Source organism: Streptomyces sp. NPDC102462 (assembly GCF_044765425.1).
In the GTDB taxonomy this organism is placed as follows: Bacteria; Actinomycetota; Actinomycetes; order Streptomycetales; family Streptomycetaceae; genus Streptomyces.
Genome location: NZ_JBIWKB010000028.1, coordinates 15,558 through 41,020 on the forward strand (window position 1 = coordinate 15,558; position 25,463 = coordinate 41,020).

A 25,463-nucleotide genomic window follows, 5' to 3' on the forward strand; every position below is an offset into this window, starting at 1 on the left:
GGAGCACCCCCATGAGTCCCACCCCTGCCCCCGCACCGCCGGCCGCCACCACGGCCCATGCCCCGGCGGCCATCCGCACCGAGGGCCTGCGCAAGGTCTATCCGCGCGCGCAGGGCGGCCTCGTCGCCGTGCACGGCCTGGACCTGACCGTCCACCGGGGCGAGTTCTTCGGCCTGCTCGGCACCAACGGCGCCGGCAAGTCCACCACCATCGGCATGCTCACCACCCTGGTCGCGCCCAGCGCCGGAACGGCATGGGTCGCCGGGCGCGAGGTGAGTGCCGACCCGGTCGGCGTGAAGTCCCGCATCGGTGTGGTCTCCCAGGCCAACACCCTGGACCGCGCGCTCAGCGTGGCGGACAACCTCGCCTTCCGGGGCCGCTACTTCGGCATGCCCGCCGCCGCTGCCCGCCGCCGCGCGCTGGAACTGCTGGAGCAGTTCGGCCTCGCCGACAAGGCCGGTGCCAGAGCCCACCAGCTCTCCGGCGGTCAGGCCCGCCGCGTCATGATCGGCCGGGCCCTGATGCATCTGCCGGACGTGCTCTTCCTGGACGAACCCACCGCGGGCGTCGACCCGCAGGCACGCGACGACCTCTGGCAGATCATCGCGGGCCTGCACGAGACCGGCCAGACCGTGGTGCTGACCACCCATCACCTGGACGAGGCCGAGGCCCTGTGCCGGCGCCTGGCCGTCATCGACCACGGGCGCCTGCTCGCCTGCGACACCCCCGAGGCGATCAAGGCGACCAGCGGGGCGCGGACGGTCATCACCGTCCACTACGACGGCGACGCCGCCCCCGCCGCCGACGCCCTCCACGGCATCCCCGGCGGCCCCCACGACGTGGCCGTCGACGGCCCGACGGTACGGGTCCGCACCACGCGCCCCGACGGCGTTCTGGGCCACCTGCTGCGCGTCGGCGGCGCGGCCGGCCTCACCGTACGCGACGCCACCACCACACCCCCCAGTCTGCAGACCGCCTTCCTCACTCTGACCGGACGTGACTACACGCCATGACCACCGCGAACCCCCTCGCCACCGCCCCTCGCCCGCTGTCGTCCCGCCGGGCCGCCTGGCACGCCTACCTCGCGCTGACCACGCGCGACCTCCACGTCCTGGGCCGCAACCTGCCCGCGCTCCTCCTCCAGGTCGGCCTGCAACCGCTGCTGTTCACGTTCGCCTTCGCCTACGTGATGCCCAGCATCGGCAGCGGACTGGGCGGCGCCACCTCGTTCTCCACGATCCTGCTGCCCGGACTGATCGCCAGCACCCTCACGCTGCAGAGCATCATGTCCGTCACCGGGCCCCTGGCCGCCGAACTGGGCCCCGGCCGGGAGATCACCGACCGCGCCCTGGCGCCCCTGCCCGTCTGGGCCCTCGGCCTGCAGAAGATCACCTCGTCCGCGGTGTTCGGCCTCGTGTCGACCCTGGTCGTCGTCCCGATTGTCTGGCTCGTGCACGCCCCCGGCAACGCGCCCCGAGCACACGTCGACAACTGGCCGCTGCTGCTGGTCACGCTGATGCTCAGCGCGCTGCTCGCCTCCGCGCTCGGGCTGCTGCTCGGCACCGCGATCGACGCCTCCGCCTTCGGGGCGCTGCTCGGCCTGTTCCTGGCCGCGGCCACCATGCTGGGCTGCGTCTACTACCCGTGGACCGCTCTGCACCCGATCCGCTGGGTCCAGGTCCTGACCCTCGCCAACCCGCTCGTCTACATGAGCGAGGGCCTGCGCGCCAACCTCACCCCCTCCACCGGTCACATGCCCACCTGGGCCTACCTCACCGCCCTCACCCTCGGCACCGCAGCTCTGAGCCACCTCGCCCTACGCCGCTTCGCCCGCCGCGTACGAACCTGACACCGCACCCGCCGCGGCGGGCACCGGACGCACTACGGCGGAACTGCCCGACGACCGGGCCGGGTTCGCGGCCCGTGGGAGGGCGAGGGGCGAGCTGAGTCCGAGGTTCGGGCTCTCGCCGTGGTCAGGGCCGCCCGCCGTGGGGCGGGCCCCGGCGGACGGGTCGGACGGGGACGGGTGCGGGCGGCTGACGCGCGCGGTGTGGGCGGGGGTCAGCCCGGTGGGGTGGCCGTGCTGTCGCGGGTGATCAGTTCGGGTAGGGGGACCTGCACGGTGCGCGGTGCCGATCCGTCGAGCAGGGCGAGCAGTTCCCGGGCGGCGGTGCGCCCGAACGCCATGCTGTCCCGGGACAGCGCGGACAGCCACGGTGTGACCATCCGGCACAGCGCGGAGTCCTCCCAGGCCACCACCGACAGATCCCGCGGCACGGCGAAACCCAGTTCGGCCGCGGCGGCGATACCGGCCACCGCCATCACGTCGTTGTCGTAGATCAGCGCCGTGGGCGGCGTGTCGGCGGCCAGCACCCGCCGGGTGACGGCCGCGCCCTCGGCGTCCGAGTAGTCCGTGGTCAGCGAGCGGACCTCGGTCAGTCCCCGGCGCCGCGTCTCGGCCCGCAGGCTGCGCACCCGCCGCTGGGTGTGGGCGAGATGGGGCAGTCCCGCGATGTGCGCGATCCGGCGGTGGCCGAGCGTGTACAGGGTGTCCACGATCGCGGCCATCGCGCCGGCGTCGTCCGCCCACACCGCCGAAAGCCCGGAGGACGGCTCGTCGGGGCCGCCGCCGATCACCACGGCGGGCAGGCCGAGTTCCGTCAGCAGCCCGGGCCGCGGATCGTCGGTGCGGGGGTCCACCATCAGGACGCCGTCCACCCGGTGCTCCGCCCACCAGGCGCGGTAGACGCCGCATTCGTCGACGATGTCCTCGACCACCTGGAAGAGCAGCCCCAGATGCCGCTCGGCCAGCACCTCCTGGATTCCGGCGACCAGTTGCAGGAAGAACGAGTCGACGCCGAGGGTGTGCGCGGGACGGGCCAGCACGAAGCCGACCGTGGCGGCGCCCTCTCCGGACAGCTGGCGGGCGGCGGTGCTCGGCCGCCAGCCCAGTTGCTCGGCCACCCGGCGGACCCGGGCGCGGGTGACCTCCGAGACTCCCGGCCGGTCGTTGAGGGCGAAGGAGACCGCGCTCTCGGAGACCCCGGCGCGCCGCGCGATGTCCTTCATCGTCGGCCGGCGTGCCGGCGAACGCTTGCCTGCCACCACTGACTTCCCATCCCCCTCGACACTAATGCGCTTGAGTCACCCCACCCTAAAGCGCATTAGCGATCGCTGGCAAGATGCCCGACAGATCCATCTGACCTGCACGTTCAGGAAGCGGGGCCAATTTCACGGCGGGAATCCATTGACTTTTCCTGCCGGGACGATGCAAGGTCTGCGGCTGTACCCCGTGGCCGGCATCGTCGCCGTAGCCCGTCGTGTGAAGGAGACCCAGCCGTGCGCATATCCCGAAGAGTCCTCGCCACCGCTGCCGTCACCGCGGCCCTGCTGCCGCTGACCGCCTGCGGCTCCGGAAGCGGCGGCAGTTCGTCCGGCGGCGGCTCGGGCAAGATCGAAGGGAACATCTCCTTCCAGACCTGGAACCTGCGCGCCAACTTCAAGTCCTACTTCGAGGGCCTGATCGCCGACTTCGAGAAGAAGTACCCCGGCACCCATGTGAAGTGGATCGACCAGCCCGCCGAGGGCTACGCCGACAAGATCAGCGCGGACGCCGCCGCCGGCACCCTGCCCGACGTCGTCAACGTCTCCCCCGACCTCGCCGCCCCGCTCGCCAAGGCGGGCCTCGCCCTCGACCTGGACAAGGACAAGGCGGCGGCGAAGTTCAAGAGCGAGTACCTGCCCGGCGCGTGGGCCGGCACCGAGGTCCCCGGCCTGTCGGGCACGTACGCCTTCCCCTGGTACCTCAACACCGGGCCGCTGTTCTACAACAAGGCCCTGTTCAAGGAGGCCGGGCTCGACCCCGACCAGCCGCCGAAGACGTACGACGAACTGTTCGAGGACGGCCTGGAGATCGCGAAGAAGACCGGCGGCAAGGTCGCCACCCTCGCCAACGTGCCCACCATCGAGGACTTCGGCCGCTACGGCGTCGAGCTGATGAACAAGCAGGGCACCGCGTTCGCCTTCAACGACGCCAAGGGCGTGGAACTGCTCACCAAGTACAAGGAGTTGTACGACGCCAAGGCGCTGGACTCACAGGCGCTGACCGCCACCCCGGAGTCGTCGGGCCAGAAGTTCCTCACCGGGGCGGTCGCCATGAACCCGGGCAGCGCGCTGGACCTGAAGAACTTCAAGTCCCAGGCCCCGAGCCTGTACAAGAACATCGGCATCACCGACCAGATCACCAGCACCGGCCACGTCAACATGTACGTCATGGGCCTGCTGGTGAACGCGCAGTCCCAGCAAAAGCCCGCCGCGGTGGCGTTCGCGCACTTCATCACGGACGCCGAGAACCAGATGTCGTTCGCGAAGAAGGTCGCCATCTTCCCGAGCACCGCGGGCTCCCTCGACGACCCGTACTTCACCAAGGAGGACGGCACCGACGAGACCAGGGTGCGGGTCGCCTCCGCCAAGTCCCTGAAGACGGCGGTGAACTACACGCCGGTGCTGTTCAGCGAGCAGATGAAGACCGCGCTGCGCAACGAGGTCGCCAAGGCCCTGCAGGGCAAGCAGAGCCCCAAGGCAGCGCTCGACAACGCTGTCAAGGCGTGTGACCGGCTTCTCCAGCAGGGCTGATCCAGCATGGCCGACTCCCCGTCCGCGCCGATGACCGCACGTTCCCGCATCCGGCGCCAACTGCCCACCAGTCCCTGGCTGTTCGCCGCTCCCGGGCTGCTGATCACGGGCGCCCTTGTGCTGTACCCGTTCGTGTCGACGGTGGTGAACTCCTTCACCGACCGCCGCACCCTCATCCCGGGCCGGTTCGTCGGTCTCGCCAACTACCGCGAGCTGCTGCACGACGACATGTTCTGGATCGCCCTGCGCAACAGCACCCTGTATGTGCTCGGGGTGGTGCCGGCGCTGGTGCTCCTGCCGCTGCTGCTCGCCCTGCTGGTGCAGAAGAACATCCCCGGCATCGCGTTCTTCCGCTCCGCCTTCTACACCCCCGTCGTCGCCTCGATCGTCGTCGTCGGACTGATCTGGGTGTGGCTGCTGGACGAGCGCGGACTGGTCAACTCGCTGCTGGACATGCTCGGCGCGGGGCCGGTCGGCTTCCTCAGCGACCAGTGGCTGCTGCTGGTCAGCGCCATGACGGTGACGGTGTGGAAGGGCCTCGGCTACTACATGATCATTTATCTGGCGGCGCTCGCGAACGTGCCGCGCGAGCTGCACGAGGCCGCCGCGGTGGACGGCGCGGGGGCGGTGCGCCGCTTCCTGTCGGTCACGGTCCCCGCCGTACGCTCCACCATGGTCCTGGTCGCCGCGCTGGCGTCGGTCTCGGCGTTCAAGGTGTTCTCCGAGGTGTACCTGATGGCGGGCCCCAACGGCGGCCCGGCCGGCGAGGACACCACCTTGGTGATGCTCGTCCAGCGCACCGGCACCGGCCTGTCCGGCCGGGTCGGCTACTCCTCGGCGATCTCGGTGGTGGTCTTCGTCGTCACCGTCGTCCTGATGCTGCTGGTTCTGCGCGCCGACCGGAAGGACGAGGCACGAGCATGAGCGAGAAGACCCGTATCCCGCGCCGCGCCTCGTGGCGCACCGACGAGCACGGCCGGCGCCTGCGTACCTGGGAACTCGTCCTGCGCTATGCGCTGTTGCTCGTCGTACTGGCCCTGACGGTCGGCCCGTTCCTGTGGCAGCTGTCCACCTCGCTGAAGGGCCCGGCCGACGACATCTACTCCTCCCCGCCGTCCTTCCTGCCCGAGCACCCCACGCTGCGCAACTACGGCCGGGTCGCCGACATCGTCCCGGTGTGGGACTACGCGCTGAACTCGCTGAAGGTGGCGGTCGGCAACGTCGTCACCAACTGCGTCGGCGCGGCCCTGGCCGGCTACGCGCTGGCCCGGCTGCGCTACCGGGGCCGCGGCGTCGCCACGCTGGTCTTCATCCTGGCCATGCTGGTGCCGGCGGAGAGCATCATCATCGCCCAGTTCACGACCATGCGCTCGCTCGGGCTGAACAACACGCTCATCGGTGTGCTCCTGCCCGCGTCGATCAGCTCGTTGAACGTCCTGCTCATGCGCAACGCCTTCCTCAACCTGCCGCACGAGGTGGAGGAGGCGGCCTACGTCGACGGCGCCAACGTCTGGCAGCGGTTCCTGCGGATCTCGCTGCCGTCGGTCAAGGGCACCCTCGCGGTGGTGGCGATCTTCGCGTTCATGGGCGCCTGGGACGACTTCCTGTGGCCGCTCATCGTGCTCAGCGACTCCTCCAGGTTCACCCTGACCGTCGGCCTCAACTATCTGCACGGCACCTTCGCCAACGACCAGCGGCTGGTCGCCGCCGGCACCGTGATCGCCGTGGCGCCGCTGATCGTGCTCTTCGCCTGCCTCCAGCGCTACTTCTTCCGCGGGGTCGGGGAGGGCGCCGTCAAGGGCTGACCCCCGGCCCGCCCCGGCACACCTGCCCACACCTCTGCACCCCCACCCTCGCAGCCCCGCACTCCTGCACCCCTCACACACCCGCACCAGCTAGGAATCCGCATGCCTTCATCCGTGCGCTTCGGCGTCAACTACACGCCCAGCGAGGGATGGTTCCACCACTGGCTCGACTTCGACCTGGACTCCGTGCGCGCCGACCTCGACTCGATCGCCGCGCTCGGCCTCGACCACATCCGGGTGTTCCCGCTGTGGCCCTACTTCCAGCCCAACCGCACCCTGATCCGGCCGCGCGCCGTCGAACAGCTCGTCGCCCTCGCCGACGCGGCGGCGGAACGCGGCCTGGACGTCAACGTCGACGGGCTCCAGGGACACCTGAGCAGCTTCGACTTCCTGCCCGCCTGGACCCGCACCTGGCACCGCCGCAACCTCTTCACCGACCCGGACGTCGTCGACGGCCAGGCCGCCTATCTGCGCACCCTCGCCGCGGCCCTCGCGGACCGGCCCAACTTCATCGGCATGACCGTCGGCAACGAGGTCAACCAGTTCTCCGCCGGCCCGCACCCCGACCCCGACCGGGCCGCACCGGAGCAGATCGACGCCTGGCTGGAGCGCATGCTCGCCGCCTGCGAGGAGGGCGCCCCCGGCCGGCTGCACCTGCACGCCGAGTACGACGCCACCTGGTACCAGCACGACCAGCCCTTCACCCCGGCCCAGGCGGCCCGTCTGGGCGAGGTCACCGCCGTGCACTCCTGGGTGTTCAACGGCACCGCCCAGCGCCACGGCCGGACCTCGGTGCCCACCGAGCACCACGCCGCGTATCTGGTCGAGCTGAGCAAGGCCTGGGCCGACGCGCCGCACCGGCCGGTGTGGCTGCAGGAGGTCGGGGCGCCCGCACCGCTGATCCCGGCCGAGCACGCCGCCGCCTTCACCGAGGCGACCGTCGCGAACGTCCTGGACTGCCCGGACCTGTGGGGCGTGACCTGGTGGTGCTCCCACGACGTCTCCCGCGACCTCGCCGACTTCCCCGAGCTGGAGTACGGCCTTGGCCTGATGACCAACGACCGCAGGCCCAAGGACCTGGCGCACGCGCTGGCCGGCGCCGCCCGCGACAGCACGTACGCCCCGGCCCCGCGCACCACCGCGCTGGCCGTACCCGCCGACCCGGCCCGCCGCTCCGCGCTGGCCCCGGGCGGCGCGGTGTACGACGCCTTCTTCCGGCTGACCGCCGACGGCGCCCGGCCCGCGGCCGTCCTCGACGTCCGCGCCGAGGACGCCGGCCATCTGCGCTCCCGCGGCATCACCGAGGTCGTCACGGCCGAGCAGGTGCTGCACGCACCGGCCCCGGACGGCCGGGAGTGACACGACCTGGACCCGCCGGCCGCCCACCGTTCCCGGACGGCCGGGAGTGACACACCTGGGACCCGCCGACCACCCGCCCGTCCCGGAAGGGCGGAGTGACACACCTCGGACCCACCGGCCACCCACCATTCCTGGACGGCCGGAGTGACACGACCTGGACCCACCGGCCGCCCGCCCCTTCCGGAAGGCCGGAGTGACACACCTCGGACCCACCGGCCACCCACCATTCCATGGACGGCCGGAGTGACACGACCGGGTCCCACCGGCCACCCTGGTAACCACCCGCTGACGTACGACCTGTGGAGCAGCCCGCATGCATGACGACCGCAGCCTGGTCGAGGCCCGTCTCAAGCGTGTCCTCGACGAGCGCATCCGTCCCGCCGTCCACCCCGAGTCCGTGCCGCTGGATGTCGCGGTGTGGCACGCGCCCGGCGAGCCCGTGCCGGTCGCCGAGGGCCTTGCGGCCGGGACCGAGCCGATCGAGGTGGGCGCCCGCTGGGGTGCTCCGTGGGGCACCAGCTGGTTCCGGGTGACCGGCACCGTGCCCGAGTCCTGGGCCGGCCGTACCGTCGAGGCCCTGCTGGACCTCGGCTTCGACGAGAACATGCCCGGCTTCCAGTGCGAGGGCCTGGTCTACCGGCCCGACGGCACCCCGGTGAAGGGCCTCAACCCGCGCAACCAGTGGGTGCGCGTCGGCGCCCCCGTCGCGGGCGGTGAGGAGGTGCGGCTGCACATCGAGGCCGCCTCCAACCCCGTCATCCTCGACTACCACCCCTTCCTGCCCACCCGGCTCGGCGACAAGGAGACCGCGGGCAGCGAGCCGCAGTACACGCTGACCCGTATGGACCTCGCCGTGTTCGACGAGACGGTGTGGCAGCTGGTCATCGACCTGGAAGTGCTCGGCGAGCTGATGGCCGAGCTGCCGGCCGACTCCGCCCGCCGCTACGACATCGTGCGCGCCGTGGAACGGGCGCTCGACGCGGTCGACCTCCAGGACGTGGGCGGCACCGCGGCCCGCGCCCGGCAGGAGCTGGCCGGTGTCCTCGCCGCCCCCGCCGTGCCCTCGGCGCACCGGATCAGCGCGGTCGGGCACGCGCACATCGACTCGGCGTGGCTGTGGCCGCTGCGCGAGACGGTGCGCAAGGTGGCCCGTACGACGTCGAACATGACCGCCCTGATCGAGGACGAGCCCGAGTTCGTGTTCGCCATGTCCCAGGCCCAGCAGTGGGCATGGGTCAAGGAGCACCGGCCCGAGGTGTGGGCGCGGGTGAAGAAGGCGGTGGCCGAGGGGCGGTTCGTGCCGGCCGGCGGGATGTGGGTGGAGTCCGACACCAACATGCCCGGCTCGGAGGCGATGGCCCGTCAGTTCGTGCACGGCAAACGGTTCTTCCTCGACGAGTTCGGCATCGAGAACGACGAGGCGTGGCTGCCCGACACCTTCGGCTTCGCCGCCGGCCTGCCGCAGATCATCAAGGCGGCGGGCTCCAAGTGGCTGCTCACGCAGAAGATCTCCTGGTCGCAGACGAACAAGTTCCCGCACCACACCTTCCACTGGGAGGGCATCGACGGCACCCGGATCTTCACCCACTTCCCGCCGGTGGACACCTACAACTGCGCCATGAAGGGCAGCGAGATCGCCCACGCGGCCCGCAACTTCAAGGACAAGGGCCGCGCCCGGCACTCCCTCGCGCCCACCGGCTGGGGCGACGGGGGCGGCGGCACCACTCGTGAGATGGTCGCCAAGGCGGCCCGGCTGCGCGACCTCGAAGGCTCCGCGCGCGTCGTGTGGGAGACCCCCGAGGCGTTCTTCGAGAAGGCGCAGGCCGAATACCCCGACGCGCCCGTGTGGGTGGGCGAGCTGTATCTGGAACTGCACCGGGCCACCCTGACCAGCCAGGCGCAGACCAAGCAGGGCAACCGGCGCAGCGAACACCTGCTGCGGGAGGCCGAACTGTGGGCGGCCACGGCCGCGGTGCGCACCGGATTCCCTTATCCGTACGAGGAGTTGGACCGGATCTGGAAGACGGTCCTGCTGCACCAGTTCCACGACATCCTGCCCGGCTCCTCCATCGCCTGGGTGCACCGGGAGGCCCGCGCCACCTATGCGCGCCTCGCCGGGGAGCTGAACGGCATCATCGACGCCGCCCAGCAGGCGCTGGCCGGTGCCGGCGGCACGGAGCTGGTCTTCAACGCGGCCCCGCACGCCCGCGCCGGGGTCCCGGCGGGTGGCGCCGGCGCACCGGCCGCCGAGGGCGCGACGGCGCTGAGCGCGCGCGAGGCCGGCGGGTTCACCCTGGACAACGGGCTGCTGCGTGTCGAGATCGACGCCGACGGCCTGGTGGTGTCCGCGTACGACATCGACGCCGACCGGGAGAGCCTTGCCCCGGGCCGGGCCGCGAACCTGCTCCAGATCCACCCGGACTTCCCGAACATGTGGGACGCCTGGGACGTGGACGAGTTCTACCGCAACACCGTCACCGACCTCACCGAAGCCGACGCGGTCACGGCGGGCGAGGACGGCGTCTCGGTGCGCGTCGTACGCTCCTTCGGCGTCTCGAAGGTCACCCAGGTGCTGTCCCTGCCGCCCGGGGAGCGGCGGCTGGTCGTGGACACGGAGGTGGACTGGCACGAGACGGAGAAGTTCCTCAAGCTGGCCTTCCCGCTGGACGTGCACGCCGAACGGTACGCGTCCGAGACCCAGTTCGGGCACGTCTACCGCCCCACCCACACCAACACCTCCTGGGAGGCGGCCAAGTTCGAGGCCTGCAACCACCGCTTCGTGCACCTGGCCGAGCCGGGCTGGGGCGTCGCGGTCGTCAACGACTCCACGTACGGCCATGACGTGACCCGTACCGTCCGCACCGACGGCGACGGCGGTACGACCACCACGGTGCGTGTCTCCCTGCTGCGCGCCCCGCGCTTCCCCGACCCGGAGACCGACCAGGGCATCCACCGCTTCCGGCATGCGCTGGTGCCCGGCGCGGCCATCGGCGACGCGGTCCGCGAGGGCTGGCGGATCAACCTTCCCGAGCGCCGCGTCGAGGGCGCGGGAGAGGTGGCGCCGCTGGTCACGGTGGACGACGACGCGGTCGTCGTCACGGCGGTGAAGCTCGCCGACGACGGCAGCGGTGACGTCGTGGTCCGCTTCCACGAGGCGCACGGCGGGCGTGCCCGTGCCACGCTCACGGCCGGCTTCGAGGTCGCGGACGTCACGGTCACCGACCTTCTGGAGCGCCCGCTGCCCGATGCGGCCGCCCCCGACCGGGACGGCGCGCGCATCGCCGTACGCCTGCGCCCGTTCGAGCTGGTGACGCTGCGGCTGCGCCGCGGCTGAGCACACGAAGCGGGGCCGCCCGGGACCACCGGGCGGCCCCGGTGCCGTACCAGGGGAAGCGCCGGTTCAGCACGCTGCGCCGCACACCCCGGGCACCGCACCGACACCGACGTCAGCGTCGATCACAGCGGTTCGTTATCGTTGATTCATGACGAGTACCGAGACGACACCGCAGCCGCGCGAGCGCATCCTGCGGGCCGCCGCCGACCTGCTGGAGGCCGGCGGGCGCGAGGCGGTCTCCACCCGCGCCGTCAGCGCCGCCGCCGGGGTACAGGCCCAGACGATCTACCGGCAGTTCGGCGACATGCAGGGACTGCTCGACGAGGTCGCACGACAGGGCTACGCCGCCTATCTCGCCGACAAACAGGCCAACCTCACCGCCGGCGACCCGGTCGAGCAGCTGCGCCGCGGCTGGAACCTGCACATCGCCTTCGGGCGCGCCCACCCCGCCCTGTACCGGCTCCTGTACACCGACCCCCGCCCGGGCGAGGGCGCGGCCGTCATGGGCGCGGCCTACGACATCCTGGTGCGGCTGGTCACCCGGGTCGCCGAGGCGGGCCGGCTGCGGACGGGCGTGGAGGCCGCCGCCGCGATGATCCACGCCACCGGCATCGGGGTGACGGTCACCCTGATCAGCGCCGATGCGGCGGGGCTGAGCACCGCGCACGAGGGTCTGTCGGAGGCCACCCGGGACGCGGTGTTCGCCGCCCTGATCAGCGACGAGGAGCCGGGCGCCGGCGCCGAGGGCAGCCGTGCCGCGCGCGGCGCCCGGCACGCGGTGGCGCTCAAGGCCCTGCTGGACGAGGCCGGCACGGACGACGAGGGCACCCGGTCGTTCACGCACGGCGAGCACCTGCTGCTGGACGAATGGCTGACCCGCCTGTCCACACCGCCCGGTCCGGAGACCCGCTAGGGCGCGCTTTGGCGCCGTCGCGCCCGCGCTGTCCTCACCACTCGGCGAAGCTCCCGTCGGGATGGCGCCAGACCGGGTTGCGCCACGCCGCCGCCGAGGCATCGGCCTGCCGTACGGCGGCCTCGTCCACGGTGATGCCGAGTCCGGGCAGCGTGGTGCGGCGGGCGTGGCCGTCGGTGAAGCGGAACGGGGCCGGGTCGAGCACGTACGACAGCAGGTCGGCGGTCTTGTTGTAGTGGATGCCGAGACTCTGCTCCTGGATGAGGAAGTTCGGCGTGGCGAACGCGACCTGGAGGCTGGCCGCGAGGGCGAGCGGGCCGAGCGGACAGTGCGGCGCGAGCAGCGTGCCGAACGTCTCGGCGAGGGCGGCGATGCGGTGCACCTCGGAGATGCCCCCGGCGTGCGAGAGGTCGGGCTGGGCCACGGCGATGCCGGCCTGCAGCGCGGGAAGGAACTCGGCGCGCGAGAAGAGCCGTTCACCGGTCGCGATCGGCACGGCGGTCGACTCCACGAGCCGCGGCAGCAGATGCGTCTGCTCGGGCAGCACCGGCTCCTCGGCGAAGAGCGGGTGCAGGGGCGCGATCAGCTCCAGCACCCGGCGCGCCCCCGCGGGGGTGAACCGCCCGTGGAAGTCGATCGCCATGTCCCGGTCCGGCCCCAGGGCCGCACGGGCCGTCGCCGCGCGCTCCACCACGGCGGCGGTCTCGACGGACGTGGGCAGCGGGGAGACCCGCCCGGCGGCGTTCATCTTCACCGCGGTGAAACCGGCCGCCACCTGTGCGGCGATGTCGTCGGCAAGCTCCGCGGGCTCGTCACCGCCGACCCAGGCGTAGACGCGCACCGCGTCGCGGACCGGCCCGCCGAGGAGCGCGTGCACCGGTGCGCCGTACGCCTTGCCTGCGATGTCCCACAGCGCCTGGTCGAGTCCGGCGACGGCGCTGGAGAGGACCGGACCGCCCCGGTAGAAGCCGCCCTTGGTGAGGACCTGCCAGTGGTCCTGGATGCGCAACGGGTCCCGGCCGACCAGATACTCGGCGAGAACGTCCACGGCCGTGCGCACCACCTCCGCCCGGCCCTCGACCACGGGCTCGCCCCAGCCGACGATGCCGTCGTCGGTCTCCACGCGGCAGAACAGCCAGCGGGGCGGCAGCCGGAACGTCTCGATGCGGGTGATCTTCACGGCGGGGCGGGCCTTTCGTGAGGGGATGACGGCGCCGCGCGCCACGGCGTCCGGGCCACAAGTCTCGTGCGTACCGGCCTGATCCACACGCCCCGTGCACGCACCCATCGCGAACCGCTATGCGGTCATGGGCCTTCCTGATGTGCGCTTCTTCTCCCGCCCTGCCCGCTCTAGCGTCTGGGCCAGAGACGGTCCCGTGGTTTTCCAAAGGGAGGGAGCAGCGCTGTGCCTGTTGTCGATCTGGTCGCCGATCTCGGAGAGAGCTTCGGGGCCTACACCATGGGCAACGACGCCGAACTGCTGAAACTGCTGACGTCCGCGAACGTCGCCTGCGGCTTCCACGCGGGGGACCCGAGGGTGATGGACGCCACCGTACGGACCTGCGTGGAGCGCGGCGTCCGCATCGGCGCGCACCCCAGCTTCCCCGACCTGGTCGGCTTCGGCCGCCGGGCGATGGACCTCACCCCCGACGAGGTGCGCACCGACGTGCTGTACCAGATCGGGGCGCTGTCCGCGTTCACCCGCGCGCACGGCACCCGCATCGAGCACCTGGCTCCGCACGGCCGTCTGGGCAACCTCGTGGTCACCCGGCGCGACTACGCCGAGGCCGTCGCCGACGCCGTAGCGGCCTTCGACCCGTCACTGGTGATCCTGATGCAGGAGGGCCAGATGGCGGCCGTGGCACGCGAACGCGGGCTGCGCATGGCCATGGTCGGCATCGCCGACCGCGCCTACGAGGACGACGGCACCCTGGTGTCGCGGTCCGAGCCCGGAGCCGTACTGCACGACCCGGACGAGGTCACCCGCCGCACCGTCCGGATGGTCACCGAGGGGCTGATCACCAGCCGGAACGGCAAGGACATACCGGTGCGGACGGACTGCGTGCAACTGCACGGCGACGGCCCGGCCGCCCTGCAGCTCGCCACCCGTATCCGTGACGAACTCCAGGCCGCCGGTGTCCGGTTGCGGCCCCTGGACGAGGTGCTGGGCACGCATGCCGCATGACTCAGACGCGGACAGAGACGACGATGGCCATCTCGCCGTGCGGAGACGCCGCCGTGCGCGTCGCCGTCGACGGCGACGACACCGACCGGGTGTGGACGGCCGTGCACCGGCTCGCGGGATGGCTCAACGACGGGGGGATCCACCCCACGGTGACGGCCGTCCCCACCTACGACGCGGTGCTCGTGGAGTTCGACCCGTACTACACCACGGGTGAGGAGATCGCCTCGCACATCCGCTCCTGGGACACCACGGCCGGCGAGGGCGGCGCGGCCGGCGGCGGTGTCATCGACGTGCCGGTGCTGTTCGGCGGCGAGGCGGGCCCCGACCTGGAGTGGGTCGCCGAGACGATCGGCCACCCGGTGCCCAAGGTCATCGACCTCGTGTGTGCCGGGGAACCCCGCATCCGTTGCCTGGGCGGCCCGGCGGCCTCGGCCATGATGGACGGACCCGACTTCGGCCTGCCGATCCCACGGCTGGCCACGCCCCGGCTGCGCGTGCCGCCGGGCGCGGTGTCCGTCGCCGGCCGGCAGACGGTCATCGGGCCCGTCGCCGCGCCGAGCGGCTGGCGGCAGATCGGCCGCACGCCGCTGGACATCCTGCGGACCGACACCGACGCGGTGGTCCCGTACCGGCCGGGCGACCGGGTGCGGTTCCTGCCGATCGACGAGAGCGCCTACGCGCAACTGCTGGGCACGCCGATGAGGTACCGCCACGATGACTGACCGACCCGAACTGCACGTCGACTCGGCCACGGTGTGCGTCGTCACCGACCTCGGCCGGGTCGCGGGCCCCGCACGGGGACTCGCCGTCAACGGCGCCCTCGACCAGTTCGCCGCCCGCGCCGCCAATGCCCTGGTCGGCAACGCGCCCACGGCCCCGCTCATCGAGGCCACCGCCTTCGGTCTCACCCTCCGCCCCAGCCACGACGTCCTCATGTCCGTCACCGGCGCGCCGGCCGAACCCACCGTCGACGGCCGGGCCTACCCGGCGTGGGCGCCGCTGTCGGTGCGTGCGGGCGAAACGGTGCGGGTCGGCATCTCCGACGCCGGACTGCGCGCCTATGTCGCCGTGCACGGGTCCTTCGACGTGCCCCGGCTGATGGGAAGCTGCGCACCGGACTCGATGATCGAGTTCGGCACCCACGTCACCCCGGGCACGGTGCTGCCCCTGTTCCGCTCCCATCCGCCGCTGGTCAACCGCCGCTTCGGCGCCACCGTGTTCGACTTCGGCATCCCCCGCGACGTCGGCCGCGTGTCCTCGGTCCTGGACGTGATCGACGGGCCGGACGCCGCCGAGTTCGGGCCGGGGCTCCAGCGGCTGTACGACTCCCCGTACACGGTCACCCCGCGCATCAACCACGTCGGGATGCGGGTCGCCGGACACGTGCCCCGGCGGACGGTCGCCGGGGAAGTGCTCTCCCGCGGGGTGCCGGTCGGGGCGATCGAGGCCCCGACCGGCGACGAACTGCTGGTCCTGATGCGCGGCCGGGGGATCACCGCCGGATACCCGGTCCTCGCGGTGCTCACCTCCCGGGCGCTGGACCACGCGGCACAGCTCAGACCCGGGCAGACCATCCGCTTCCACCGCACGACCGCCTCCGCCGCCACCGCCGCGTATGTGGAGCGGCGCCACCTGCTGGACCGCGTCGCCCTGCGCGCGCGAACGGCCTTCGCGGCGCTCGTGTGACCCGTCGGACTGCGCCCACCGATCCCCACCGATCCCCATCGATGCCCACCAAGTCCACCGAAGCCCACCGGAGTCCACCGAAGGAGACAGGGAATGACTCACCCCGGAACGCTGCCGGCGCCCGCGCCGGCCGAACGCATGTCCCGCGTCAAGGAGTCACCGAGTTCCCGGGTCGCCGACCGGGTGCGGGACCTCCAGGCGGCGGGCCGCAAGGTCCTGCCGCTGACGATCGGCGAACCCGATTTCGACACCCCCGACCATGTGAAGGAGGCGGCCGTCGCGGCGATCCGCGCCGGGGAGACGAAGTACACCTCGGCCAACGGCACCCCCGCGCTACGGCAGGCCATCACCGCCCGGCTGCGGCGAAAGACCGGGCAGTCCTACGCGACCGGCGAGATCTGCGTGGGCGGCGGCGCGAAACAGCTCATCTTCCTGGCGTTCATGGCCACCCTGGACGAGGGCGACGAGGTGATCGTCCCGGCCCCGTACTGGGTGTCGTATCCGGACATGGTCACGGTGAACGGCGGGCAGCCCGTGGTCGTCGCCACCACGGCGGCCGACGGGTACAAGCTCACCCCGGACCGGCTCGGCGAGGCCATCACCGACCGGACGAAATGGGTCGTGCTGAACACACCCAACAACCCGACGGGCGCGGTCTACAGCGAGGCCGAGTTGCGCGGGCTCACCGACGTCGTCCGGGCCCACCCGCACGTCTCGGTCCTCTGCGACGAGATCTACGACGAGATCAACTACGGCACGCGGCCGGTCCCCAGCGCCGTGACCGTCGCACCCGACCTGCGCGAACGCATCTTCCTCGTCAACGGTGTGTCGAAGGCGTACGCCATGACGGGCTGGCGGATCGGCTACGGCGCGGGAGCGGCCCGGCTGTGCGCGGCCATCGGCACGCTCCAGTCGCAGAGTTCGTCCTGCCCGTCCTCCGTGAGCCAGGCCGCGGCGGTCGCCGCGCTCAACGGCGGCCGCGAGTTCATCGACCGCACCGTCGGCGTCTACGCCGAGCGACGGGACCTGCTCGTCTCCGGCCTCGCCGCGATCGACGGACTGCGTCCGACGGCCCCCGAGGGCGGCTTCTACGTCTGGGTCGACGCCTCCGCGCTGATGGGATCCGTGACTCCCTCGGGCACCGAACTGACCACCGACGCGGATCTCGCCGAACACTTCCTGGACACCAGCGGCGTCGTGGTCATCACCGGCGACGCCTATGGCGCCCCGGGCCATTTCCGCGCCAGCTTCGCACTGTCCTCCGAGACAATCAGCGAAGCCGTCGCCGGGCTCGCGCGTTCGGTCGAGTCGCTGCGTCGCTGATATAGCGTTCCGCGCCGCGCAGGACCGGCGATCCGTCAGAAATCAACTTCTCTTATGCCGGTATCGCCAGCCGGATTTCAGCTGCCGCCGGGTATACCCATCGGCAATACCGAGGAAATAATGACGGGCCAAAGTTCAGACGACGACGTCACTTTGTGAAAGGTTGTGCCCGTGAACAGCAAGGTATCCGTGGCTCGCCCGCACGCGCAGCCACCCGCGGCCACCACGAGAGCGACGAAGGTGTCCATCGTCGGGGGGCTCATCGGTGTCTTCATCGAGCTGTACGACAACGCCGTCTACGGCTTCGTGGCCGGAACCCTCGCGGTCGTGTTCTTCCCCAGCGACGCTCCGAACACCAGCGTCCTGCTGACCTTCACGGCCTTCGCCATCCCGTTCTTCTTCCGCCCCGTGGGCGCGGCCGTCGCCGGATCGTGGGGCGACCGAATAGGCCGCAAACGCGTCCTGTTGGCGCTCATCACCATGATGAGCCTGTCCACCGCACTGGTCGGCGCCCTGCCGAGCTATGCGACGGCGGGCGTCTGGGCGCCGATCGGCCTGGTGCTGCTGCGCTTCGTCCAGGGCTTCGCGATGGGCGGTGAGCCCGGCAACGGCAACTCCTTCCTCGCCGAACACGCCGGTGACGGCCGCCGCGGACGGGTGGTCAGCTACGCCAACGCCGCCACGTTCATCGCCATGCTGCTCGGCACCCTGTTCGCCGCCCTGCTGATCGCGGTGCTCAGCACCGGGCAGATGGAAGCCTGGGGTTGGCGGCTGCCCTTCCTGCTCGCCCTGCCGCTCGGCATCGTGGGCCTGGTGGTCCGCCGGCTCTCCGCGGAGTCACCGGAGTTCGCCGCGGCGGAGCAGAAGGGCGAGGTGACCGGCAGCCCGCTGAAGGAGGCGTTCACCACCCCCGAGATCCGCCGCGCGATGGGACTGACCATCGTGCTTCCGCTGCTCAACAGCTCCGGCTACTTCGTCCTGTTCATCTACATGCCGTCCTTCATGAAGGACGAGATGCACTTCTCCGCCCTGGAAGGGCTGCTCGTCACCGCCATCATGCTGGCCGTCGGCACCTTCGCGGTGCTCTACGCCGGACGCCTCTCGGACCGGCTGGGCCGCAAGAAACTGCTCAGCGGCTCGGCGTTCGGCATGGTCGTCATCGGCTTCCCCTGCTACTGGCTGCTGACCCAGGGCTCCTTCGCCGCGGCGGTGACCGGCGCGGTGCTGATGGCCGTCTGTTTCGCCGGCACCAACGGCGTGATGCAGGTGACGCTCGCGGAACTCTTCCCCACCCGGGTGCGCACCGTCGCCTACGGCGTCGGCTACAACCTCGGCACCGCGGTCTTCGGCGGCGCCGCCCCGCTGTTGATCACCGCGCTCATCGCCGCGACCGGCAGCACCTGGATCCCGGCGATCTACCTTGTCCTCACCTCCGTCGTCGCCGGGTTCACCGCGCTGCGCATCAAGGAGACGGCCTTCGAACCGCTCAAGCGCTGAACCGGACCCGGCAGACGCACCCCGTACGTACACCCTCGCGAAAGGACGGTGGTCCCATGGCGAAAGCGGCCACGCACCAGGCCCCAGCCGGACTCGACAGGCTCCGCGGACAACTGGACAAGGCGGGCTACGCCGGTCTGTTGCTGACCTCGCCCACCGGGCGCCGGTACGCGACCGCGCCCGGCTCCGCCGACGCGACCGCCGTCCTGCTCACGACCGACGGCACGGTGGCGAGCGCGATGGGCGGCCTGTCCGCCGCGACCGCCGCCGCGCTGCACGCGACCGGCGTCGCGGACGGCGTGGTCGCCACCGAGGCCGATCTGCCGCCGGACGTCCTCGGGCCGGCCGACGGCACGGGCGTGCGGCTGCGCCCCGCCGCCGACCTGGTCTTCGCGGAACTGGCCTGCTGCGAGCCCGGCGAACTGCCCGCGTTCGCCGCCGCGGCCGACCTCGCCGCCGTCGGCTACACGGCCGTCATGGACCATCTGCGCGTCGGCATGGACGTACGGGAGCTGTCCGGCAACGTCGACCGGTCGGTCCGCCGGGCCGGCGGTCTGCTCGGGTGGTACGACCCGTACGGCGCGGACGGGGCGGCCGGCACCGACCTGGTGACGGTCCGCGGCCACGACCCCGCCACCGCCCGGCTGACGGCGGCCACCCCGGTGCGCTACGTGCTGCACCCGCTGCTGGACGGGGCAGCCGGGTACGCCGCCGCGACCGCCGTGCTCAGCAAGGCCGACGGCCCGCTGCGCACCGCGGGTGACGTGTGCGCCGCCGCGACGGCCGCGCTGCTGGCGGCCCTGCGCCCCGGCGCCCGGCTCACCGACGGGTACGCGGCGTTCGAGCGGGAGGCCGGCGAGCACCGGGCGGCCTGCCGGCTGGTCGCGTTGCGCGGCGGCGGGGCCTCGCTGCCGCTGCGGCCGGACAGCACGGTGGTCGCCGAGCCCGGCATGGTGCTCGGCGTGCGGACCGAGGTCCAGGTGCCCGGCCGCGGCGCGGTCGAACTCGCGGAGACCGTCGCGCTGACCGCCGAGGGCGCCGAACCGCGGGCGGGCACGCCCCTGCGCCTCGTCGAGCTGTACTGACCCCCGGCCCGCCACCGTCCTACGCCCCCGTGAACGCACAAGGAGAACCATCATGGGCACGACCCACCCGACCGGAGCTGGCCGGATACCCACGGCCGACGCGGCCGGCGTCACCATGCCGCTGGTCGGTTTCGGCACCCACCCGATGCGCGGCGACCAGGCCACCGAGGCCGTACTGACCGCCTTCTCCGTCGGATACCGGCTCGTCGACACCGCCACCCGCTACCGCAACGAGGCCGCCGTCGGCGCCGCCCTCGCCGCCACCGGCCTGCCCCGCTCCGACCTGTTCGTGACCACCAAGATGCCCCCCGACCAGGTCGGCCGGGAACGGCTGACCCTGGAACAGAGCCTGACCGCACTGGGCTGCGACCACGTCGACCTGTGGCTGATCCACTGGCCGCCGGGCGGCCACCCGGGCGTCACGAGCTGGCGCGCGTTCGTGCGGGCCCGTGACGAGGGCCTGGTCCGGGCCGTCGGCGTCAGCAACTACTCGGTCGAACTCATCGACGCACTGCACCGGGAGACCGGTGTCTACCCGGCCGTCAACCAGGTGCAGTGGGGCCCCGGTGACTACGACCCGCACTTCGCCGAGGCGATGCGCGAACGTGGTGTGGTGCTGAGTGCGCACAGCCCGCTGCGCAGCACCGACCTCGACCACCCGGTGCTGCTCGACGTCGCCCGCCGGCACGGCCGTTCGCCGCGCGACGTCGTGCTGGCGTGGAACCTGCACCACAACGTCGCGGTCACCGTGAAGTCCGCGCACCGTGACCGCATGGAGCGCAATCTGGCCGCGGCCGGCCTCACCCTCTCCCCGGCGGACGTCGAGGCGATCGACGGTCTGTCGACCGTGGCGACGGCGCGCTAAGCGCGCCGCTGGAAATGCCGCGCTATGCCGTCGGTCGTGTGCGGCACCGTCGTGGCTGGTCGCGCCCGCGCCCCTTCGGGGCGCTGTCCCATCGCTTTTACCGTCTCCTTTCCCATCGGCATTTTTTATGCCGCCATACGGATAGCCGCTTCGCCTCTTGAGCGGGAGGCCACGGAACTACGCTCTCACCCAAGTTCCCGACCTTTCCGAGAAGGGCCGCCGTGGTTTATCAGGTAGTGGTCACCCGAGGTTATGCGCAGCCGAACGAAAAGGACCGGACATGACGGAGCACAGCACGGGCCGCCGCACCGCGGTCATCACCGGAGCTGCGTCCGAGCGGGGCATCGGCCGGGCGCTCGCCAAACGGCTGGCCGCCGCCGGCTGGCACCTCGGGCTGCTCGACATCGACCCGGAGGTCGAGAAGGCCGCCGCCGAGATCCGTGCCGCGCACGGTGTCGGCGCGGTCGGCGCGGTCGCGGACATCGCCGACCCCGCCGCCGTGGACACGGCCGTCACCGCCTTCGAAGCGGAACTGCCGCCGGTCACCGGGCTGGTCAACAGCGCGGGCATCAGTTCGCCGGTGTCCTTCCTCGACGTGGACCTGGCCACCTGGGAACGCGTCATGCGGATCAACGCCACCGGCACCTTCGTGGTGAGCAAGCGCATCGTGCCCGGTATGGCCGAGCGCGGGCACGGCCGCGTGGTGAGCCTCGGCTCGACGGCGATGCAGAACGGCGGCGGCACGTACAGCAAGTCCACCTACGCCGCGTCCAAGGGCGCGATCGAGGCGTTCAGCCGCGCCCTCGCACTGGAGGTGGCCCCCCGCGGGGTGACGGTCAACGTGGTCGCGCCCGCCACCATCGACACCGACATCATGGGCGGCCGGATCACCGACGACCGCAAGCCCGCGTTCCTGTCCCAGCTCCCCGTCGGGCGGCTGGGCACCACCCGCGATGTCGCCGCGCTCATCGAATTCCTCCTCGGCGAGGACGCCGGCTACATCACCGGCGCGACCTACAACATCAACGGGGGTCTTCGCATTGGCTGAGGCCCCGGCGCCCCCGGCGCCCCACACTCCCCCCGCGCCCGCGCACACCGAACGGCCGTCCCTGGCCACGCCGGCCCGCATCCCCGTACCGCACACACCGCAGGACTGGCCGATCGCCGCCGCCATGCTCCAGTTCCCGCCGCACGCGGCGGACGGCACCCCGGTGGCGAAGCTCGACCCCGACGAGTGGCGCCGGCTCCTCCAGCCCGTCGTGGACGAGGGCTTCACCCACCTGGAACTGGCGACCGCCTGGCTGCCCCTGGGCGACCTCGACGCCGCACGTCTCACGGCGCTGCGCGAGGTCCTGGCCGACGCCGGGCTCGGCGTACCCGGCGTCGGCGTCGTCCGCCGCAGTGTCGTCCACCCGGAGCGCGGCGAGGACAACCTCGCCTTCTCCCACCGGACCCTGGAGGCGGCCGCCGCCCTCGGCGCGGACGTCGTCTGCCTCGGACTTCACGACGCGCTGAGCGCACGGCAGCGACGGGCCCGGTGGTTCTGGACGGTACCGGGCGACGACGTCCCGCCCCGCGGTGATCCGCAGGTGCGTGCACTCGCCGTCCACCGGTTCCGGGAACTCGCCCGCCACGCCGCCGACATCGGAGTGGAACTCTCCCTGGAGCTGTACGAGAACACCTGCCTGGGCAGCGGGGACGAGGCGGTCCGGTTCCTGGACGACATCGGCCACGAAGCGGTCGGGCTCAACCCCGACCTGGGCAATCTGCTGCGTGTCCAGGGACCGGTGGACACCTGGGAGTACCTGGTCTCGGTCACCGCGCCGCGCACCAACCACTGGCACGTCAAGAACTACGTCCGCCTGGAGGACCCGGCCACCGGCACCGTCCTCACCCACCCCACGTCCCTGGAACTCGGCGTGATCGACTACCGCGCCGCCGTCCGCTACGCGGTCTCCCACGGTTTCGGCGGCACCTTCGTGGTCGAGCACTACGGCGGCGACGGCCTGAGCGTGGGCGCCACCAACGCCGCCTACCTCAGGCGCATCCTGCCCCGCACCGACTGACCGTACGACCGCCGACCGTACGACCGCCGACCGTACGAACTGGAGAGCCGTGACACTTCCACCCCCGCCCGCCGCCGCGTTCCCCGCGGCACGCACCGCGATCGTCACCGGAGCCGCGTCACCGCGCGGCATCGGCCGGTCGACCGCAGCCCGGCTCGCCGCCGAGGGCTGGTCGGTCGCCGTGCTCGACCTGGACGAGGCCGCCTGCCGGGACGTGGCGACGCGTCTGACGGACGAGCACGGTGTGACCTGCCTCGGCATCGGCGTGGACCTCCGCGACCGTGCCGCCGTGGACGCCGCCGTGCGCCGCGTCGACACCGAACTGCCGCAGCTCGTCGGGCTCGTCAACAACGCCGGGGTCAGTTCGCCGGTGCCGTTCCTCGACGTCACGGACGCCGAGTGGCACCGGGTGATCGACGTCAACCTGCACGGGACCTTCCACGTCACCCACGCCGCGGCGAAGCGCATGGCCGAACGCCGCCTCGGCCGCATCGTCAACGTCTCCTCCACCTCCGCCGAACGCGGCGGCGGGGTGTACGGGCGGGCCGCCTACTCGGCCTCGAAGGCGGCGCTGCTCGGCCTCTCCCGCACCCTCGCCCGGGAACTCGGCCCGTTGGGCATCACCGCCAACTCGGTGGCCCCCGGCTCCATCGACACCGACATCATGGGCGGCCGGCTCACCGACGAACGCAAGGCCGTCCTGCTGAAGGACCTGCCCGTCGGACGCATCGGCACCGTGGACGACGTGGCCGCGGTCATCGCGTTCCTGCTGGGCGAAGACGCCGGCTACCTCACGGGCGTCACCTACGACGTCAACGGCGGATCGCACATCGCATGACACACCCGCACACGACACATCAGCACCCGCACCCGCCCTCACACAAGAAGGACGACAGCACCGTGGACGTTCCGTTCTCCGCCGACCTGACCGGCAGGACGGCCGTGGTCACCGGGGCGAGCACCGGTATCGGCCACGCCATCGCCGATCTCTACCTGCGCAACGGCGCGACCGTGATCGGCGTTCACCGACGCGAGCAGGCCGCACACACCGGTGCGTACATTCCGGTGTGTGCCGATCTGGGCGACCCGGAGCAGGTGCGTGCCACCGCCGCCGGGATTCTGCGGGAGCACCGGGTCGACATCCTGGTCAACAACGCGGGCCTCAACCTCCGGCACCGGTTCGAGGAGTTCCCGGTCGAGGACTGGGACCGGGTGCAGCAGCTCAACGTGCGCACCGTCGTCGAACTGACCCAGCTCTTCGGCCGGCCGATGCTCGAACGGGGCTCGGGCGCGATCATCAACCTGGCCTCGATGCTCTCCTTCACCGGTGGCTTCACCGCCTCCGCGTACGCCGCGTCCAAGGGCGCCGTCGGACAGTTCACCAAGTCGGTGGCGAACGAGTGGGCGCCCAGGGGCGTCCGGGTCAACGCCATCGCGCCGGGCTTCATCGACACCGAGATGAACGTCGCGCTGATCGCCGACGAGACCCGCAACCGCCAGATCCTCGAACGCATCCCGGCGGGGCGGTGGGGCACCGCGCAGGACATCGCGGGCGCCGCGCTGTTCCTGGTGTCCGACGCCGCCCGCTTCATCCACGGAACCGTGCTGCCCGTCGACGGCGGCTACCTCGCCCGCTGACCGGAAGGAACCCGCTGCCATGAAAGCCGTCGTCGTCCACGGACCGGGAGACCTGCGCGTGGACACGCTGCCCGAACCGAAGGCGGCACCGGACCGGGTCCTGGTCCGCATCGTCTACGGAGGCATCTGCGGCTCCGACCTGCACTACGCCGCGGACGGCCGCAACGGCCCCTACACCGTCACCGAACCGCTGACCCTCGGCCACGAGGTCGTCGGCGTCGTCGCCGCGGTGGGCCAGGACGCAACGGCCGCGCCGGCCGTCGGAACCCGGGTCGCCCTGCACCCCGCGACCCCCTGCGCACCGCCTGGCACCACCACCCCCACCGGCCTGCATCTGCACCCGGACGGCACGTACTTCGGCAGCGCGTCCACGAAGCCGCACACCCAGGGCGGCTTCGTGGAACTGCTGGAGGTGCGTTGCTCCCAGCTCCGTCCGCTGCCCGCCGCGCTGCCCCTGCGCAGGGCCGTGCTCGCCGAACCGCTGGCCGTCGTCCTGCACGGCACCGCCCGCCTGGGCGAGCGGGTGCGGGGGGCGAAGACGCTGGTCAGCGGCGCCGGGCCGATCGGTTCACTGGCCGTCGCGGCGCTCCGGCACGCGGGCGCCGCCGAGATCACCGCCGTCGACCTGAACGACTTCCCGCTGCGGACCGCGGCCGCCGTCGGCGCCACCGCCACCGTGAACCTGTCCGCGGGCGGCACGGTCGACCGGTCGGCGTTCGACGTGACGGTCGAAGCGGCGGGCGCCGTCGCCTCACTCGCCACCGCGCTGGACGCGGTACGACCCGGCGGCGCCGTGCTCCAACTCGGCATGCTGCCGCGCGAACCGGTGCCCGTCGCCATGTCGACGCTGATCGCCAAGGAGCTGACGCTGTACGGCTCCCAGCGCTTCGACACCGAACTGGACACCGCGATCGCCCTGCTGGCCGCGGACCCCGCGCTGGACGCCGTACTCAGTCACGAGTTCGCCGTCGATCAAGCCGCGCAGGCGTTCCGCTGCGCCGCCGACTCCTCCCGGTCCGCCAAGACGGTGCTCCGGGTCTGTGCCGACCCGGACGCCTGAGCCCGCACGACA

At 72.0% G+C, this 25,463-nt stretch carries 22 protein-coding genes; 20 read left to right on the forward strand and 2 right to left on the reverse strand.

Translation table 11 applies throughout. From position 1 onward, the window contains the following. Window positions 1-11: 11 nt before the first annotated feature. Window positions 12-1,013, forward strand: coding sequence for an ABC transporter ATP-binding protein (locus ACIRFL_RS23620; RefSeq protein WP_404031621.1), 1,002 nt, complete (start codon window positions 12-14; stop codon window positions 1,011-1,013). Then, window positions 1,010-1,849: an ABC transporter permease gene (locus tag ACIRFL_RS23625; protein WP_404031624.1), complete on the forward strand. Its 840-nt coding sequence runs from the start codon at window positions 1,010-1,012 to the stop codon at window positions 1,847-1,849. The genes ACIRFL_RS23620 and ACIRFL_RS23625 overlap by 4 nt, the downstream gene beginning before the upstream one ends. Before the next feature lie 212 nt (window positions 1,850-2,061). On the opposite strand, the gene ACIRFL_RS23630 is transcribed toward ACIRFL_RS23625, so the two are convergent. Beyond that, complete coding sequence (locus ACIRFL_RS23630) at window positions 2,062-3,105, reverse strand: LacI family DNA-binding transcriptional regulator (protein ID WP_404031627.1); 1,044 nt, start codon at window positions 3,103-3,105, stop codon at window positions 2,062-2,064. A 234-nt stretch (window positions 3,106-3,339) separates the two neighbouring features. On the opposite strand from ACIRFL_RS23630, the gene ACIRFL_RS23635 reads away from it, so the two are divergent. The 6 genes from ACIRFL_RS23635 to ACIRFL_RS23660 all read left to right on the forward strand — a co-directional run bounded on the left by ACIRFL_RS23635 (window position 3,340) and on the right by ACIRFL_RS23660 (window position 12,046). Continuing rightward, complete coding sequence (locus ACIRFL_RS23635) at window positions 3,340-4,635, forward strand: ABC transporter substrate-binding protein (RefSeq protein WP_404031630.1); 1,296 nt, start codon at window positions 3,340-3,342, stop codon at window positions 4,633-4,635. Between the two features lie 6 nt (window positions 4,636-4,641). Continuing rightward, window positions 4,642-5,559 carry a carbohydrate ABC transporter permease gene (locus ACIRFL_RS23640; RefSeq protein ID WP_404031633.1) on the forward strand — a complete coding sequence of 306 codons (918 nt, stop codon included), beginning with the start codon at window positions 4,642-4,644 and terminating at the stop codon, window positions 5,557-5,559. After that, a complete protein-coding gene (locus tag ACIRFL_RS23645) occupies window positions 5,556-6,440 on the forward strand; it encodes a carbohydrate ABC transporter permease (RefSeq protein ID WP_404031636.1) in 885 nt (294 codons plus the stop codon). The genes ACIRFL_RS23640 and ACIRFL_RS23645 overlap by 4 nt, the downstream gene beginning before the upstream one ends. Before the next feature lie 102 nt (window positions 6,441-6,542). Further along, on the forward strand, window positions 6,543-7,799 hold the full coding sequence (locus tag ACIRFL_RS23650; protein WP_404031639.1) for a glycosyl hydrolase: 1,257 nt from the start codon (window positions 6,543-6,545) through the stop codon (window positions 7,797-7,799). Between the two features lie 313 nt (window positions 7,800-8,112). After that, window positions 8,113-11,133 carry an alpha-mannosidase gene (locus ACIRFL_RS23655; RefSeq protein WP_404031642.1) on the forward strand — a complete coding sequence of 1,007 codons (3,021 nt, stop codon included), beginning with the start codon at window positions 8,113-8,115 and terminating at the stop codon, window positions 11,131-11,133. A gap of 148 nt (window positions 11,134-11,281) precedes the next feature. Then, on the forward strand, window positions 11,282-12,046 hold the full coding sequence (locus tag ACIRFL_RS23660; protein WP_404031645.1) for a TetR/AcrR family transcriptional regulator: 765 nt from the start codon (window positions 11,282-11,284) through the stop codon (window positions 12,044-12,046). Between the two features lie 34 nt (window positions 12,047-12,080). On the opposite strand, the gene dgoD is transcribed toward ACIRFL_RS23660, so the two are convergent. Then, a complete protein-coding gene (dgoD, locus tag ACIRFL_RS23665; protein WP_404031648.1) occupies window positions 12,081-13,226 on the reverse strand; it encodes a galactonate dehydratase in 1,146 nt (381 codons plus the stop codon). 225 nt (window positions 13,227-13,451) lie between these two features. Here dgoD and ACIRFL_RS23670 point away from each other — a divergent pair, with 225 nt between their 5' ends. From ACIRFL_RS23670 to ACIRFL_RS23725, 12 genes are all read left to right on the forward strand, one after another. Further along, window positions 13,452-14,231: a LamB/YcsF family protein gene (locus tag ACIRFL_RS23670; protein WP_388717077.1), complete on the forward strand. Its 780-nt coding sequence runs from the start codon at window positions 13,452-13,454 to the stop codon at window positions 14,229-14,231. Then, window positions 14,228-14,953 carry an allophanate hydrolase subunit 1 gene (locus ACIRFL_RS23675; protein WP_404031652.1) on the forward strand — a complete coding sequence of 242 codons (726 nt, stop codon included), beginning with the start codon at window positions 14,228-14,230 and terminating at the stop codon, window positions 14,951-14,953. The genes ACIRFL_RS23670 and ACIRFL_RS23675 overlap by 4 nt, the downstream gene beginning before the upstream one ends. After that, window positions 14,946-15,917: a biotin-dependent carboxyltransferase family protein gene (locus tag ACIRFL_RS23680; protein ID WP_404031654.1), complete on the forward strand. Its 972-nt coding sequence runs from the start codon at window positions 14,946-14,948 to the stop codon at window positions 15,915-15,917. The genes ACIRFL_RS23675 and ACIRFL_RS23680 overlap by 8 nt, the downstream gene beginning before the upstream one ends. A gap of 93 nt (window positions 15,918-16,010) precedes the next feature. Then, window positions 16,011-17,240 (forward strand): aminotransferase class I/II-fold pyridoxal phosphate-dependent enzyme, encoded by a 1,230-nt coding sequence (locus ACIRFL_RS23685; protein WP_404031657.1) that lies wholly within the window; start codon window positions 16,011-16,013, stop codon window positions 17,238-17,240. Between the two features lie 171 nt (window positions 17,241-17,411). After that, window positions 17,412-18,737, forward strand: a complete 1,326-nt coding sequence (locus ACIRFL_RS23690; protein ID WP_388717089.1) for an MFS transporter — start codon at window positions 17,412-17,414, stop codon at window positions 18,735-18,737. A gap of 56 nt (window positions 18,738-18,793) precedes the next feature. Then, window positions 18,794-19,822: a M24 family metallopeptidase gene (locus ACIRFL_RS23695; protein ID WP_404031660.1), complete on the forward strand. Its 1,029-nt coding sequence runs from the start codon at window positions 18,794-18,796 to the stop codon at window positions 19,820-19,822. A gap of 52 nt (window positions 19,823-19,874) precedes the next feature. Further along, entirely contained in the window at window positions 19,875-20,687 is an 813-nt protein-coding gene (locus ACIRFL_RS23700; RefSeq protein ID WP_404031663.1) for an aldo/keto reductase, read from the forward strand. 280 nt (window positions 20,688-20,967) lie between these two features. Continuing rightward, entirely contained in the window at window positions 20,968-21,735 is a 768-nt protein-coding gene (locus ACIRFL_RS23705; RefSeq protein WP_404031665.1) for an SDR family NAD(P)-dependent oxidoreductase, read from the forward strand. Beyond that, a complete protein-coding gene (locus ACIRFL_RS23710) occupies window positions 21,728-22,753 on the forward strand; it encodes a sugar phosphate isomerase/epimerase family protein (protein WP_404031668.1) in 1,026 nt (341 codons plus the stop codon). The genes ACIRFL_RS23705 and ACIRFL_RS23710 overlap by 8 nt, the downstream gene beginning before the upstream one ends. A gap of 49 nt (window positions 22,754-22,802) precedes the next feature. Beyond that, a complete protein-coding gene (locus tag ACIRFL_RS23715; protein WP_404031670.1) occupies window positions 22,803-23,591 on the forward strand; it encodes an SDR family NAD(P)-dependent oxidoreductase in 789 nt (262 codons plus the stop codon). Next, a complete protein-coding gene (locus ACIRFL_RS23720) occupies window positions 23,588-24,391 on the forward strand; it encodes an SDR family NAD(P)-dependent oxidoreductase (RefSeq protein WP_404031672.1) in 804 nt (267 codons plus the stop codon). Before ACIRFL_RS23715 ends, ACIRFL_RS23720 begins: the two co-directional genes overlap by 4 nt. 19 nt (window positions 24,392-24,410) lie before the next feature. Beyond that, on the forward strand, window positions 24,411-25,451 hold the full coding sequence (locus tag ACIRFL_RS23725) for a zinc-binding dehydrogenase (RefSeq protein WP_404031675.1): 1,041 nt from the start codon (window positions 24,411-24,413) through the stop codon (window positions 25,449-25,451). The last annotated feature ends 12 nt before the right edge of the window (window positions 25,452-25,463 follow it).